Raw genomic sequence first — 13,860 nt, 5'->3', positions numbered from 1 at the left:
CCTCGCGTCAGCGAGGGTCGGAAGAGGGGAGCGACCTCTCCGGACAACGCGCTCCCCTCTCCCGACCCGCTTCGCGGGCCACCCTCCCCCGCAGAGGGGGAGGGAAGAGGCGGTGGCTTCACTCCTGCTCGCGCCGAGGATCACCTCAGCAGCCGCTCAGCCGCGCAGATCCGAAAAGAACCGCGCGATCTCGGCTGCTGCCGCGTCGGGCTTCTCCCGATGCGGGAAGTGCGCCGCGCCGGGGAACGGCGCGAGGTCGAGGTTAGAAAAATAGTCCGGCAGGCGGTCGGTCCAGGCGTAGGGGAAGAGCGGCGAGGAATCGCCCCAGCGGATGCAGGTCGGGACCGCGACGGGCTTCGGCGCGGGCGCCTCGCCGCGGATCATCGCGAGCCGCCCTTCGTTCTGGCTGAGATACCAGTCGAACCCGCCCTGCAGGTTGCCGGGCGCGAGGAAGTTGTCGACGAAGGCGTCGAGCACGTCGTCGAAGGCGTGCGGGTTCGGGCCGGACCAGTGCCGCAGGATGCCGCCGATATAGGTCCGGCAGGCCTCCCGCGAAGAGCCGACGAGATCGGCCGCGTAGGGCATCAGGTGGAAGGACTGGTACCAGATCTCGCGCAGCTTCTCGGGCGCGCCGAGGCGCGGGCCGATGCCGCCGTAGGGGCAGTCGAAGAAGAACAGCTTCCGCAGCCGCTCCGGCGCCATGTGCCCGAGCCCCTGCGCGACGTAGGCGCCGACGTCGTGCGAGACCACGCCGACGCGGGCGACGCCGAGCGCGTCGAGGAGGGCGAGGATGTCCTGCGCGTGGACCTTGACGCCGACCCCGTCGTTCGGCGCCGCATCGGGCTTCCCGGTCGCGCCGAAGCCGCGCAGGTCCGGCGCGATGCAGGTGAAGCGGTCCGACAGCCGCGCCATCACCGGCTCCCAGGTCAGCCAGAATTCCGGCCAGCCGTGAAGCAGCAGCAGCGGCGGGCCGCTGCCGAGCCTGGCAACGTGCATGTCGAGGCCGTTCAGCGGGATGGTGTCGTGGCGGATGCTCGGCATCGGTGTTCCTGTCCTGATCGGCTCCAACGCGCCGGAGGCCGTCGGGTTGTCGCCGGGCCGGCAGGGCGTGCGCGGACGCGCCGGGTTGGCGTGGCGGTGCGGTCCGTCCTAAGCAGGCGGGAACGGCCCGCCGAACGGCCGATCACCGACGAACCGGAGACTGCCCCCTCGTGACAGCGCATCCCGTGATCGGACGATTGTTCGCAGGCACCTTGGCCGCCGCCCTGGCGTTCGCCTGCCTCGCAGGACCCGCGGGCGCGCAATCCGAGCCGGCGCCGCCGGCGGCGGGTGCCGGCTGGGTGCACGCGGTGACGCTGATGGGCCAGCCGAAATACGGCCCGGACTTCAAGCATTTCGACTACGCCGACCCGGCAGCCCCCAAGGGCGGCCTCGTGCGCCTCGGGGCGCAGGGCGGGTTCGACAACTTCAACCTCGCGGTCTCGGGCCTGAAGGGCGACCTGGAGGGCGGGATCGCGCTGCTCTACGACACGCTCACCACCGAGTCGCTGGACGAGCCCTTCACCTCCTACGGGCTGCTCGCCGAGGCGCTGCGCGTCGCGCCCGACCTCGGCTCGGTGACCTACCGCCTGCGCGAGGCCGCGAAGTGGCACGACGGCATCGCGATCACCACCGAGGACGTGGTCTGGTCGTTCGAGACCTTCAAGGCGAGCAGCCCGTTCTACGCCGCCTACTACCAGACCGTGGCCAAGGCCGAGGCCACGGGCCCGCGCGAGGTGACCTTCACCTTCTCCGAGACCGGCAACCGCGAGCTGCCGCAGGTGATCGGGCAGCTGCGCGTGCTGCCCAAGCACTGGTGGACGGGCAAGGATGCGCAGGGGCGCCCGCGCAACGTCACGGAGACGACGCTGGAGCCGCCGCTCGGCTCCGGCCCGTACAAGCTGGAAAAATTCGATCCCGGCCGCTCGGCGACCTACACCCGCGTCGCCGACTACTGGGGCAAGGACCTGCCCGTGAATGCGGGGCGCAACAACTTCGGCACTCAGCGCTACGAGTACTTTCGCGACGGGACGGTGCTCGTGGAGGCGCTGAAGGGCGACCTCTACGATTTCCGCGTCGAGAACATCGCCCGCAACTGGGCCACCGCCTACGACGACGTCCCCGCGGTGAAGGACGGGCGCCTGATCAAGGAGGCCTTCCCCGATCGCGGCAACGGCAACATGCAGGCGTTCATCTTCAACACGCGCAGGGACAAGTTCAAGGACCCGCGGGTGCGGCGCGCCTTCAACCTCGCGATGAACTTCGAGGAGATGAACCGCGCGTTGTTCTACGGCCTTTACAAGCGCATCGACTCGTACTTCTACGGCTCCGAGCTCGCCGCCTCCGGCCTTCCCGAGGGCGAGGAGAAGGCGCTGCTGGAGACGGTGAAGGACAAGGTGCCGCCCTCCGTCTTCACCGCGCCCTACAAGAATCCGGTGAGCGACACGCCCGAAGCCGTGCGCACGAACCTGCGCGAGGCGGTGCGCCTGCTGCGCGAGGCCGGCTACGAGCAGCGCGACGGCCGGATGGTGAACAAGGCCACGGGCGAGCCGCTCACCGTCGAGTTCCTCGAGTTCCAGAACACCTTCGAGCGGGTGATCCTGCCGTTCTCGGCGCAGCTGAAGCTCATCGGCATCGGCACCACCCTGCGGGTGATCGACCAGGCGCAGTATCAGAACAGGATGCGCAACTTCGAGTTCGACGTCACCACCGGCTCCTGGCCGGAATCGCTTTCCCCCGGCAACGAGCAGCGCGAGTACTGGGGCTCGGCCTCCGCCGACAAGCCGGGCTCGCGCAACCTCATCGGCATCAAGGATCCCGCGATCGACGCGCTGATCGAGACGGTGATCTTCGCCAAGGACCGACCGGGCGTCCTGACGGCGACCCACGCCCTCGACCGGGTGCTGCTCGCCCACGAGTTCGTCGTGCCGCAATGGGCCTCGAACGTCTCGCGGACGGTGCGCTGGAACCGCTTCGCGCACCCCGCCGTGCTGCCGCTCTACGGCTCGTCCGGCTTCCCGACGACCTGGTGGTACGACGCGGCGGCGGCCGCCAAGACCGGGGCGCCGCGTTGAGCGGCGTCTCCCGCCGCACCCTGGTCCTCGGCGCGGGCGCGCTGACGGCCGGCGTAGCCCTTCCCCGCGCGGCGGCCGCGGAAAGCCAAGCTTCGCACGGCCTGTCGAGCTTCGGCGAGCTGAAATACCCCAAGGACTTCCAGCGCTTCGACTACGTGAACCCGATGGCGCCCAAGGGCGGCCGCTTCTCGTCGCAGCTGAGCCAGACCTTCGGAAACCAGGCGCCCGACACCTTCAACACCTTGAACGCCTACGTGCTGCAGGGGGAGGGGGCCGCCGGCATGAACCTCACCTTCGACAGCCTGATGGTGCGGGCGCTGGACGAGCCGGACGCGCTCTACGGCCTCGTGGCGCGCGCGGTGACGGTGTCCGAGGACGGGCTGGCCTACACCTTCGCCCTGCGCCCGCAGGCGCGGTTCCACGACGGCTCCAAGCTGACCGCGAAGGACGTCGCCTTCAGCCTCACACTGCTGCGCGAGAAGGGCCACCCGGAAATCTCGGAGGTGATCCGGGACATGACGGATGCGCGGGCGCTCGACGACGAGACCGTCGTCGTCAGCTTCGCCCCCGGCCGCGCCCGCGACCTGCCGCTCGCCGTGGCGCAGCTGCCGATCTTCTCAGCGGCCTACTACGCCAAGCGCGACTTCGCGGCCTCCAGCCTCGAGCCTCCGCTCGGCTCGGGGCCGTACCAGGTCGGCCGCGTCGATGTCGGCCGCGCGATCGAGTTCGAGCGGGTGCGCGACTACTGGGCCGCGGACCTTCCGGTGATGGTCGGGCAGAACAACTTCGATGCGATCCGGTACGAGTATTTCCGCGATCGCAACGTCGCCTTCGAGGCGTTCAAGGGCGGCGCCTTCACCTTCCGCGAGGAGTTCACCGCGCGGGTCTGGGCCACCGGCTACGACTTCCCGGCGGCGACGGAGGGCCGCGTGGTGCGCACCACCGTGCCGGATGCCCGTCCCTCCGGCACGCAGGGCTGGTGGATCAACACCCGCCGGCCCCAGTTCCGCGATCCGCGGGTGCGCGAGGCGATCGGCCTGTGTTTCGACTTCGAGTGGACGAACAAGAACATCATGTTCGGCGCCTACACGCGCACGGCCTCGTTCTTCGAGAACTCCGTCCTGAAGGCGACCGGCACGCCGTCCCCGGACGAGCTGGCGCTGCTCGAGCCCCTGCGCAAGGACCTGCCGGCGGAGGTGTTCGGCGAGCCGTGGACGCCGCCGGTCTCGGACGGGTCGGGGCAGGACCGCACGCTGCTGCGGCGGGCCGACGCGCTGCTGCGCGAGGCCGGCTGCACCCGCGACGGCGGCCTGCTCACGCTGCCCGGCGGCAAGCCGTTCGAGATCGAGTTCCTCGATTCGAGCCCGGCGCTGGAGCCGCATACCCATCCCTTCATCCGCAACCTCGGCCTGCTCGGGATCAAGGCGACGATCCGCACGGTCGACGCCTCGCAATACCAGTCGCGTCTCAAGGACTTCGACTTCGACATGACCTCGCGGCGCTACGCCAGCGGCGTCACGCCCGGGGCGGAGCTGCGCGAGACCTACGGCTCGCGCTCGGCCGCCACGGCGGGCTCCAACAACCTGTCGGGCATCGCGAACCCGGCGATCGACGCGCTGCTCACCGCCATCGCCGACGCGAAATCCCGCGACGCCTTGAACGCCGCGTGCCGGGCGCTGGACCGGGTGCTGCGCGCCGGGCGCTACTGGGTGCCGATGTGGTATGCCGGCACGCACAAGCTCGCGCTCTGGGACGTCTACGGCCATCCGGCGGAGGGCCCGAAATACGATCTCGGCGCCCCGGCCGTGTGGTGGTTCGACGCCGACAAGGCCAAGCGGATTGGCTGGAACTGACGCGCGGCGCCGGACCGCCGAGCCCCGGCCCTCGGGGCGTCGGCGACACAGGAGACACCTTCGTTGCTCGGCTACATCCTGCGCCGCATCGGCCTGATGATCCCGACCCTATTCGGGATCATGCTGATCACCTTCACCATCGTGCAGTTCGCCCCGGGCGGGCCGGTGGAGCGGGTGCTCGCGCAGATGCAGGGGCAGGGCGACGGCACGCTCTCGCGCGTCACCGGCGGCACCGGCGACCTCGGCGGCGCGAGCCGGCCGGCCTCGGGCGGCGAGGCGAGCTCGCGCTACCGCGGGGCGCAGGGGCTGAGCCCCGACTTCATCGCAAAGCTCGAGAAGCAGTTCGGCTTCGACAAGCCGGCGCCCGAGCGCTTCGCCAAGATGCTGTGGGACTACGTCCGCTTCGATTTCGGCCGCAGCTACTTTCGCGACGTCACCGTCATCGAGCTGATCAAGGAGCGACTGCCGGTCTCGATCTCGCTCGGCCTGTGGATGACGCTCCTGTCCTACGCGATCTCGATCCCGCTGGGCATCCGCAAGGCGGTCTCCGACGGGGCCCGCTTCGACCGCTGGACCTCGTTCGTCGTCATCGTCGGCTACTCCGTGCCGGGCTTCATGTTCGGGCTGATGCTGATCATCCTGTTCTCCGGCGGCTCGTTCTTCCAGTGGTTCCCCCTGCGCGGGCTGACCAGCGAGGGCTGGGAGACGTTCTCGACCTGGCAGAAGATCGGCGACTACGCCTGGCACATGGTGCTGCCGCTGACCGCCCTGGTGATCGGCGCCTTCGCGACCTCGACGCTGCTGACCAAGAACTCGTTCCTCGACGAGATCCGCAAGCAGTACGTGCTCACCGCGCGGATGAAGGGCCTGTCGGAGCGACGGGTGCTCTACGGCCACGTCTTCCGCAACGCGATGCTGATCGTCATCGCGGGCTTTCCCGGAGCCTTCATCTCGGCCTTCTTCACCGGCTCGCTGCTGATCGAGACGATCTTCTCGCTCGACGGCCTCGGCGAGCTCTCGTTCCGGGCGATCGTCGGGCGCGATTATCCGGTGGTGTTCGCCACCCTGTACATCTTCTCGCTGCTCGGGCTGGCGGTGAACCTGCTCTCCGACCTGATCTACGTCTGGATCGATCCGCGCATCGACTTTTCCGCCCGCGCCACCTGAGCGGCAACGATCAGGTCAGCGGCGACCAGGCCTCGGGCAGGCCGATGCTGGAGACGGCCTCGGCGATGTGGTCGGGGCCGCCCTTCGGCGGCCAGTGCCCCGAGCCCTGCGCCGCGCGGCGCAGGGACGCCCGCTCCCCCAGGCTCGGGAAGCCCCAGATGTGGGTGATCCGCGGCGCGCCGTCGAGCGCGTACAGGTTGGTCACGAGGTGGTCGGTGTAGGGCTTGGCCGGCGGCACGGCCGCCTCCCAGGCGTCGAGCGTCGGCGGCAGGCCGCCCGGCTTCAGGCGGTAGGTGCGGAACTCGTAGACGCCGCCGCGGGCGCCGGTGCGCACCGGCGGCAGGAACGGAAAGGCGGCGTAGCTGTCCATCTCCAGGGCGGTCGCGACGCCGCCGGCGTTGAACGGGCTCGCGCTCATGAGGGCGCGACGGCGCTCGGCGCTCATGTCCTCCGGCGCCTCGAAGCCGCGCAGGACCAGGAGCCGGCCGAGCATCCCGATCTCGGTGCGCCAGCTCCCGAGCACGCTGCCGCCGGCCGCGGGCGCGCCGACCCAGGCCGCCGCCCCCTCGGAGGCGCGATCGAGCGCGTTCAGGGGGCATGAGAGCGCGGCGAGTTCGTAGAGCATGCCCATCGGCCTCCGGCTGATCAGCCGGGGATATGGGGCCGCGCGCCGTGCGGGCCCAGCACCCGCCCGACCGTCGCTCGCAGCGCGTGGCGGCTGCGATACCCCACCGCCGCCGCGACGTGCCCGGCCGGGCGGCCGTCGGCGGCGAGGGCCAGCGCGCGGATCACCCGCGCCCGCGCGCGCCAATCGCCGAAGCTGAGACCGGTCTCCTGGCGGAACCCGCGGGTCAGCGTGCGCCGGCTCGCGCCCGCGCGCGTCGCCCAGGCATCGAGGTCGTCGGCCGAGCCCGGATCCTCGATCAGCCCGAGGCAGACCCGGCGCAGGCGCGCGTCGCGCGGCAGCGGAAGCGCCAGCGGCGTCTCCGGGGCCCGGCCGATCTCGTCGAGGACCAGGGCGGCGAGATGCCCGCCGCGGCCGGCCTCGTCGTAGAGCACCGGCTCCTCGGCGAGCGCCGCCAGCGCCGCGACGAGGAGCGGCGACACCGCGATCACCCGGCAGCGATCGGGAACGGCGAAGGCGCGCGGATCGAGATAGGCCGAGCACATCGCCACCGCCCCGTGCATCGCGACCGCATGCGGCAGCCGCGGCGGGATCAGCAGCGCGTGCCCCTCGGGCACGACCCAGGTGCCGTCGTCGGCCGAGGCCATCATCAACCCGGCGGTGGCGTAGAGCAGCTGTGCGCGCGGGTGGAAGTGCCGGTCGGTCCGGCTCGCGGCGGCGAAGGCCTTGGGCATCACCGCGACCGACCGGGGCACGTCCTGGTAGTCGGCGGCATCGGTCGAGCGCGGCGGCATGGCCCATCCTCGCAAAGGGTCGCTTTCCGTCCGCGCATGCACGGGCGCGTCGAAGAATGGCCCGGGAGCGTACATTTGCGGCCCGACACCGTCCATCGGGTCAGGGTATGAGGCGGCGGTCCCGAAGGATACGCCGCGATGAGCCCGGACGATCTCTCCAGCCGCACCCTGCGCTTCGTCAACGTGGCGCACGCCCTCGACCACTTCGTGCTGCTGATCTACCCGACCGCGGTGATCGCCATCGCGAGCCAGACCGGCCTCGGCTACGGCGAGCTGATCGGGCTCGCGACCGGCGCCTTCGTCGCCTTCGGGCTGTGCTCGCTGCCGATGGGCTCGCTTGCCGACCGTTTCGGGCGGCGCAACATGCTCGCGGTGTTCTTCTTCGGCTACGGGCTGTCTTGCCTCGGGGTCGCCAGCGCCGCGACGCCGACCGCGTTCGCGATCTGGCTGTGCGTGCTCGGCCTCGCCTCGGCGATCTACCACCCGGTCGGCTCGACCATGCTGGTCACCCACGCGCGGCGCCTCGGGCACGACCTCGGCATCAACGGGGTCTGGGGCAATTTCGGCGCCGCCAGCGCCTCGGGCGCGACGGCGCTGCTCGCCACGACGCTCGGCTGGCAGGCCGCCTTCGTGGTGCCCGGCCTCGTGTGCCTCGCCTGCGGCACCGCCTTCGTCGCGATGGTGCCGGGGGACGGGGACGGCGAGGCGCGCAAGGCCGGCGGGGCGGCAATCATCCCGGTGACGCGGCCGATGGCGCTTCTGGCGATGTTCGGCGTGGCGATCTTCGCCGGCGGCATCACCTTCAACGTCACCACGATCTCGCTGCCGAAGGTGATCGACGAGGGCGTCGGGCAGGCCCTGTCGCTGACCCTGATCGGCTCGATCGCCACCGCGGTCTTCGTCTTCGGCGCGCTGACCCAGCTGCTGATGGGCCGCCTCGTCGACCGCTTCGGCCTGCCGAGCCTGTTCCTCGGCCTGTCGGTGCTGCAGCCGCTCGGCCTCGGCCTCGCGGCGGCGTCCTCCGGCCCCCTGTTGCTGCTCGGGCTGGTGCTGGCGATCGCCGCGATCTACGGGCAGGTCGTCATCAACGACGCGATGATCGCGCGCTACGTCCCGGCGCACCAGCGCGCGAAGGCCTACAGCCTGCGCTACTTCGTGGGCTTCACCGCGAGCGGCTTCGTGGTGCCCCTGATCGCCCTGCTGCACGACCGTGGCGGCTTCGGCCTCGTGCTCGGGACGGCGGCGGCCTTCGGCGGCCTGATCTGGGTCGCCGCGTTCGGGTTCTACCGGCTGGTGCGGAGCGACGCGCAGCCCGTTCTCGCCGCCGCCGCGTAGCGGCTGCGGGCGCCGTCGAAACCTGTTACGCCGAACCTCGTGCCAGCCCTCTCCCTCGTCATCCGCCCCGAGAACCCCGACGATGGCGACGCCATCGAGCGTCTGCACGCCCGCGCCTTCGGGCCTGGGCGCTACGCGCGCACCGCGTTCCGGCTGCGCGAGGGCTCGGCGCACCGGGCCGACCTCAGCGTCACGGCCTCGGTCGGCAGCTTCCTCGTCGGATCGGTGCGGATGGCGCCGGTGACGGCCGGCGGCGCCGGCTTCCTCGCGCTGGGGCCGCTCGCCGTCGACCCGAGCTTCTCCGGGCGCGGCGTCGGCACGGCGCTGATGCGGGCGAGCCTCGCCGCGGCGACGTCGGCCGGCGAGGGCCTGGTGATCCTGGTCGGCGACGCGCCGTTCTATGCCCGGTTCGGGTTCTCGCCGGTGCCGGCCGAGCATCTGGTCCTGCCCGGCCCGGTCGACCCGGCCCGCTTCCTCGCCCTCGAGCTGAAGCCGGGCTTCCTCGCCACGGCCCGCGGGGCGGTCGCGGCGATCCGCACCGGCTGAAGCCTCGCTCAGAGCCGCGCGATGTAGGCGGCGAGGTCGGCGATCTCGTCGTCCTTCAGCGTCTGCGCGACCTCGTTCATCGCCGGGTCGTAGCCGGGCCGGGCGTTCGAGCGATACGCCGTGAGCGCCGCCTTGAGGTAGTCCTCGCGCTGGCCGCGGATGCGCGGGAGCGCGTCGCGCCCGGTCAGCTCGGCCCCGTGGCAGGACTTGCACTGGTGCTTGGACACCAGCGCCTGCGCCCGCGCGAGGAGTGCCGGATCGGGCGGGCCGCCGGCAGGGACCGGTGCGGGCAGGGCGCCCACCGCGTCGGCGAAGCCGCGCAGGTCGTCGTCGGACAAAGCCGACGCCATATCGTTCATCGGCGGCGCCTCGCGCTGCCGCTCCCGGAACTGGAACAGCTGCGTGACGACGTAGTCGGGCATCTGCCCGCCGAGCGAGGGCACGCCCTCGGTCCCGGAGGTGCCGCGCTCGCCGTGGCAGGCGAGGCAGGGCGCCAGCCGCTCCCCCAGCGGGGCGGACGTCGCCGTCCCGAGGAGGAGCGTCGCGACGAGGGCCGGGGCGATCGCGCGGCTCATTGCGCGGCGCTGATCCGGTAGATCGCGCCGTTGTAGTCGTCCGAGACCAGGAGCGCCCCGTCGTCGGCCACCAGCACGTCGACGGGGCGGCCGACATACTTGTTGTCCTGCAGGAAGCCGGAGAGGAACGGCTCCACCGAGGCGACCTTGCCGTCGGAACCGAGGCGTACCACCACCACGTCGCCGCCGAGCTTGCGCGTGCGGTTCCACGAGCCGTGCCGGGCGATGAACATCGCGTTCCTGTAGTCCGCCGGGAACATGGCGCCGGTGTAGAAGCGCAGGCCGAGCGAGGCGGTGTGGGGGCCCAGCAGCGCCGCCGGCGCCGTGAACTCGGCGCAGGAATGGCCCCAGCCGTATTCCGGATCGGTGAAGGTGCCCTGGTGGCAGTACGGGAAGCCGAAATGCTGCTTGCCCGGCTCGGTCAGCACGTTGAGCTCGTCGTTCGGGATGTCCTCCGACACCCAGTCGCGGCCGTTGTCGGTGAACCACAGCTGCTTCGTGATCGGGTTCCAGTCGAAGCCGACGGTGTTGCGCACCCCGCGGGCGATCACCTCGACGTTCTTGCCGTCGAGGTCCATCCGCCGGATCTGGGCGTGGGTGTCGGGGGGCATCGTGATGTTGCCGGGTGATCCGACCGGGACGTAGAGCTTGTCGTCGGGGCCGATGGCGATGAATTTCCAGCCGTGCGCCTCGTCCTTGGGCAGGTCGTCGTAGACCAGCACCGGCTTCGGTACCTCGTCGAGATGCGCCTCGATGCCGTCGTAGCGCCAGATCTTCGAGAGCTCGGCCACGAACAGAGATCCGTCGTGGAACGCGAGCCCGTTCGGCCGGTGCAGGCCGGTGGCGATGGTCTTGACCTCGCGCTTGCCGTCCGGCCCGACCTTCGCCGGGATCGCGTAGACCTTGCCGACCGCGCGGGTGCCGATGAACAGAGTCCCGTCCGGGCTCTGGCGCATCGAGCGGGCGTTGGCGAGCCCGCTGGCATAGACCTCGATCTTGAAGCCGTCGGGCACCGTCAGCTTGTCGAGCGGGAGCTTCGCCAGCGGCGTCGCGAGCGGCGGCCCGGAGATCGGTGCGAGCTTGGCGGCGTCCCCGCCCTCGGGGCGCCCGTAGAGGGCGGAGCCCTTGTCGACGGCAGGGGCCGCGGGGGCGGCGGCAGCCGGGGCGGGGCTCGCCGGCTGCTGCGCCAGGGCGCCTTGCGCGGCGAGGCAGGTCGTCAACGCCAGCGCGGCGAGGCTTCGGCTCCGGACGGGTGTCACGCGGCGTCTCCCGGGCTCGGCGGGATCTCGGCGCGTCGCGCCGGCCCCCGCTCGCCATCGGATCCGTTATTCACGCTCCGACCGGCGAAGGCGAGCGCCCCGGGAAACAGGTTCCCCGCACCGTCACCACCGGTTGCATCCCGGCGCCGCTGCGGCGTGTCGAGCGGGCGCGGATGTCTCACCGAACCGGTTCGCGGGCCGGCGGCCCGCCCGGCGCAACCTTGCCTTTTGGCACCCGATCCCCGAGAAACCGGCTGATCCGGAAGCGTGAGCGCGGCCTCGGCGGGCGTCTCGCGGAACCGGCTCGTTCGAACCGCGTCGAGGAACCCGTCTCCATGCTCGATTACGCGCAGGCCCGACGCCTGATGGTCGACTGCCAGCTCCGGACCTTCGACGTGAACGACATCGCGGTCCTGGACGCGTTCGACGCGGTGCCGCGCGAGAACTTCGTGCCGCCGGGGGCGGAGCCCTTCGCCTACATCGACCAGAACCTGAAGCTCGGCGGCAGCGACGGCGACCTGCGCTACATGCCTGCCTCGATGCTGCTCGCGCGGATGATTCAGGCGCTGCGCATCGGCGGCGGCGTCCGGGCGCTCGATGTCGGCACCGGATACGGCTACGCCGCCGCCGTGATGGCGCGCCTCGGCGGCCGGGTCACCGCCCTCGAATCGGACCCCGCCCTGGCGGAGGCGGCGCGCGAGCGCCTCGACGGGACGCAGGTCGAGGTGGTGGAGGGGCCCCTCGCCGCCGGCTTGCCGAAGGCCGGCCCGTACGACGCGATCCTGATCAACGGCCGCGTCGAGGTGCGCCCGCAGGCGCTGCTCGACCAGCTGAAGGACGAGGGCCGCCTCGTCTGCGTCCTCGGTCGCGACAAGTCCGCCAAGGCGACCCTGTTCGTCCGCGCCGGCGACGCCTTCGGCGCACGCCCGCTGTTCGACGCGGCGCTTCCGGGCCTGGCGGCGTTCCGCGAAGAGGCCGGCTTCGCGTTCTGAGCGCTCGGCGCGCTCCCGGAACCGCGCTCCGATCGCGCGGGGGGGGGTGTCGCTTTTATGCGCCACGTCCCGACGATTCGAGGGATGGGCCGTCCTCGCCCTGGGCCACGTCTTCGTGAATGGGTTAAGGTCTGCCCCGGGGCGGGCGTGACCGGGCCGGCGCTCATGCGCCGTGGCCGTCGCAAGACGGGCAAGATGGTCTTCGAGAAACCGCAAGGGCTGATCGACGTGACACAACGCAAACCTGCGACGCGCCCCGCGCTTCGGCTGGCCGGCCTCGCCGTCGCCGCCGGGCTGACGGCCGGTCCGGCAGCGTCCGAGACGCTGGAATCGGCGCTCGCCAAGGCCTACGGCGGCAACCCGCAGCTCAACTCCAGCCGCGCCGGCGTCCGCGCGACCGACGAGGGCGTCGCGATCGCGAAGTCCGGCTATCGCCCGACCGCGGCCATCAGCGCTGACATCGGCCAGAGTTACCTCGAAGGCCGCATCTCAGGCCAACAGGCGGCGTATAACACAACGCCGGGCGGTGCGGGCCTCACCGTCAACCAGACATTGTTCAACGGGTTCCAGACCGACAACAACACCCGCCGCGCCGAGTCGAACGTCTACAGCCAGCGCGAGAGCCTGCGCTCCACCGAGATGTCGGTGCTGTACGGCGGCGTGCAGTCCTACATGAACGTGCTCAGCAACACCGCGACGCTGGAGCTGAACCGCAACAACGTCGAGGTGCTGGAGGAGCAGCTCCGCCAGACCCGCGACCGCTTCAACGTCGGCGAGGTCACCCGCACCGACGTCGCCCAGGCCGAGGCGCGCCTCGCCGGCGCCCGCTCGCAGGTCAGCGTCGCGGAATCGGCCCTGCGCACCAGCATCGGCACCTATCGCCAGAACATCGGCGTCGAGCCGCGCCAGCTCGCCCCGGGCCGCCCGCTCGACCGCTACGTGCCGGCCAACCTCGATTCGGCGATCGCGATCGGCCTGCAGGAGCATCCGCAGATCCTCTCGGCGCTGCACGCGGTCGACGCGGCCGAGGCGCAGGTCAAGGTGCTCGAGGCCGCGCTGTATCCGACCGTCGGCCTGCAGGGCAGCGTGCAGCAGCGCTACGACCAGACCTTCCCCGGCGACAACTTCGTGTCGGCGTCGATCGTCGGGCGGGTGACGATCCCGCTGTACCAGGGCGGCCAGGAATACGCGCAGATCCGCCAGCAGAAGGAAGTCGTCGGCCAGACCCGCATCCAGGCCGACCTCGTCCGCGATCAGGTCCGCGCGCAGGTGGTCGACTTCTGGGGCCGGCTCGAGGCCGCCAAGGCACAGGTGATTGCCGCCCAGGCCCAGGTCCAGGCCAACGAGGTCGCGCTGAACGGCGTCCGCGAGGAAGCCCGCGTCGGTCAGCGCACGACCCTCGACGTGCTCAACGCGCAGCAGGAACTGCTCAACGCCCGCGTGAACCTGATCACCGCCCAGCGCGACCGGGTGATCTTCTCCTACGGCGTGGTCCAGGCGATCGGCCGTCTGACGGTGCGCTACACCGCGGTGCCGGTGGCGGTCTACAGCGCCAAGGTCCACTACGACCAGGTCAAGGATCTCTGGTACGGCGTCCGCTC

General features: G+C 71.3%; 12 protein-coding genes. 7 read left to right on the top strand and 5 right to left on the bottom strand.

What is annotated here, in order from left to right:
- Positions 1-156: 156 nt before the first annotated feature.
- A complete protein-coding gene (locus MKK70_RS02515) occupies positions 157-1,041 on the bottom strand; it encodes an alpha/beta fold hydrolase (RefSeq protein ID WP_243945673.1) in 885 nt (294 codons plus the stop codon).
- 170 nt (positions 1,042-1,211) lie between these two features.
- Between MKK70_RS02515 and MKK70_RS02510 the strand changes: the two genes are divergently transcribed.
- The 3 genes from MKK70_RS02510 (at position 1,212) to MKK70_RS02500 (ending at position 6,133) form a co-directional block, all read left to right on the top strand.
- The gene (locus MKK70_RS02510) at positions 1,212-3,113 is read left to right on the top strand and encodes an extracellular solute-binding protein (RefSeq protein ID WP_243945671.1); all 1,902 of its coding nucleotides are present in this window, start codon (positions 1,212-1,214) and stop codon (positions 3,111-3,113) included.
- On the top strand, positions 3,110-4,966 hold the full coding sequence (locus MKK70_RS02505) for an extracellular solute-binding protein (RefSeq protein ID WP_243945669.1): 1,857 nt from the start codon (positions 3,110-3,112) through the stop codon (positions 4,964-4,966). The genes MKK70_RS02510 and MKK70_RS02505 overlap by 4 nt, the downstream gene beginning before the upstream one ends.
- A 63-nt stretch (positions 4,967-5,029) precedes the next feature.
- Positions 5,030-6,133 carry a microcin C ABC transporter permease YejB gene (locus tag MKK70_RS02500; RefSeq protein WP_147843590.1) on the top strand — a complete coding sequence of 368 codons (1,104 nt, stop codon included), beginning with the start codon at positions 5,030-5,032 and terminating at the stop codon, positions 6,131-6,133.
- A 10-nt stretch (positions 6,134-6,143) separates the two neighbouring features.
- Here the strand turns inward: MKK70_RS02500 and MKK70_RS02495 are convergent, their stop codons facing one another.
- Together MKK70_RS02495 and MKK70_RS02490 are read right to left on the bottom strand one after the other, a co-directional pair.
- The gene (locus tag MKK70_RS02495) at positions 6,144-6,758 is read right to left on the bottom strand and encodes an NIPSNAP family protein (protein WP_243945667.1); all 615 of its coding nucleotides are present in this window, start codon (positions 6,756-6,758) and stop codon (positions 6,144-6,146) included.
- Positions 6,759-6,778: 20 nt separating this feature from the next.
- Positions 6,779-7,552, bottom strand: coding sequence for a helix-turn-helix domain-containing protein (locus MKK70_RS02490; RefSeq protein ID WP_147860107.1), 774 nt, complete (start codon positions 7,550-7,552; stop codon positions 6,779-6,781).
- A gap of 138 nt (positions 7,553-7,690) precedes the next feature.
- Here MKK70_RS02490 and MKK70_RS02485 point away from each other — a divergent pair, with 138 nt between their 5' ends.
- Together MKK70_RS02485 and MKK70_RS02480 are read left to right on the top strand one after the other, a co-directional pair.
- Positions 7,691-8,887, top strand: a complete 1,197-nt coding sequence (locus tag MKK70_RS02485) for an MFS transporter (protein ID WP_147844362.1) — start codon at positions 7,691-7,693, stop codon at positions 8,885-8,887.
- 39 nt (positions 8,888-8,926) lie between these two features.
- Positions 8,927-9,433 (top strand): GNAT family N-acetyltransferase, encoded by a 507-nt coding sequence (locus MKK70_RS02480; RefSeq protein WP_243945665.1) that lies wholly within the window; start codon positions 8,927-8,929, stop codon positions 9,431-9,433.
- A gap of 8 nt (positions 9,434-9,441) precedes the next feature.
- Here MKK70_RS02480 and MKK70_RS02475 read toward each other — a convergent pair whose 3' ends face one another.
- Entirely contained in the window at positions 9,442-10,008 is a 567-nt protein-coding gene (locus MKK70_RS02475; protein ID WP_243945663.1) for a c-type cytochrome, read from the bottom strand.
- Positions 10,005-11,267, bottom strand: coding sequence for a PQQ-dependent sugar dehydrogenase (locus tag MKK70_RS02470; protein ID WP_409568237.1), 1,263 nt, complete (start codon positions 11,265-11,267; stop codon positions 10,005-10,007). Before MKK70_RS02470 ends, MKK70_RS02475 begins: the two co-directional genes overlap by 4 nt.
- A gap of 335 nt (positions 11,268-11,602) precedes the next feature.
- Between MKK70_RS02470 and MKK70_RS02465 the strand changes: the two genes are divergently transcribed.
- Both MKK70_RS02465 and MKK70_RS02460 read left to right on the top strand, forming a co-directional pair.
- Positions 11,603-12,259, top strand: a complete 657-nt coding sequence (locus MKK70_RS02465) for a protein-L-isoaspartate O-methyltransferase family protein (RefSeq protein WP_147729888.1) — start codon at positions 11,603-11,605, stop codon at positions 12,257-12,259.
- Between the two features lie 195 nt (positions 12,260-12,454).
- Positions 12,455-13,860: TolC family outer membrane protein (locus MKK70_RS02460; RefSeq protein WP_243945661.1), on the top strand; the 1,406-nt coding region annotated here is incomplete at its 3' end.

It is taken from the genome of Methylobacterium sp. E-041, from assembly GCF_022829665.1.
Classification (GTDB): Bacteria; Pseudomonadota; Alphaproteobacteria; order Rhizobiales; family Beijerinckiaceae; genus Methylobacterium.
This window is presented reverse-complemented; position numbering and strand designations above follow the sequence as displayed.

What these genes read in the sequence shown, in the direction of transcription:
- MKK70_RS02465 (WP_147729888.1), top strand. Translation starts at nt 11,603, where the DNA reads ATGCTCGATTACGCGCAGGCCCGACGCCTGATGGTCGACTGCCAGCTC.
- MKK70_RS02490 (WP_147860107.1), bottom strand. Translation starts at nt 7,552, where the DNA reads ATGCCGCCGCGCTCGACCGATGCCGCCGACTACCAGGACGTGCCCCGG.
- MKK70_RS02485 (WP_147844362.1), top strand. Translation starts at nt 7,691, where the DNA reads ATGAGCCCGGACGATCTCTCCAGCCGCACCCTGCGCTTCGTCAACGTG.
- MKK70_RS02515 (WP_243945673.1), bottom strand. Translation starts at nt 1,041, where the DNA reads ATGCCGAGCATCCGCCACGACACCATCCCGCTGAACGGCCTCGACATG.
- MKK70_RS02495 (WP_243945667.1), bottom strand. Translation starts at nt 6,758, where the DNA reads ATGCTCTACGAACTCGCCGCGCTCTCATGCCCCCTGAACGCGCTCGAT.
- MKK70_RS02475 (WP_243945663.1), bottom strand. Translation starts at nt 10,008, where the DNA reads ATGAGCCGCGCGATCGCCCCGGCCCTCGTCGCGACGCTCCTCCTCGGG.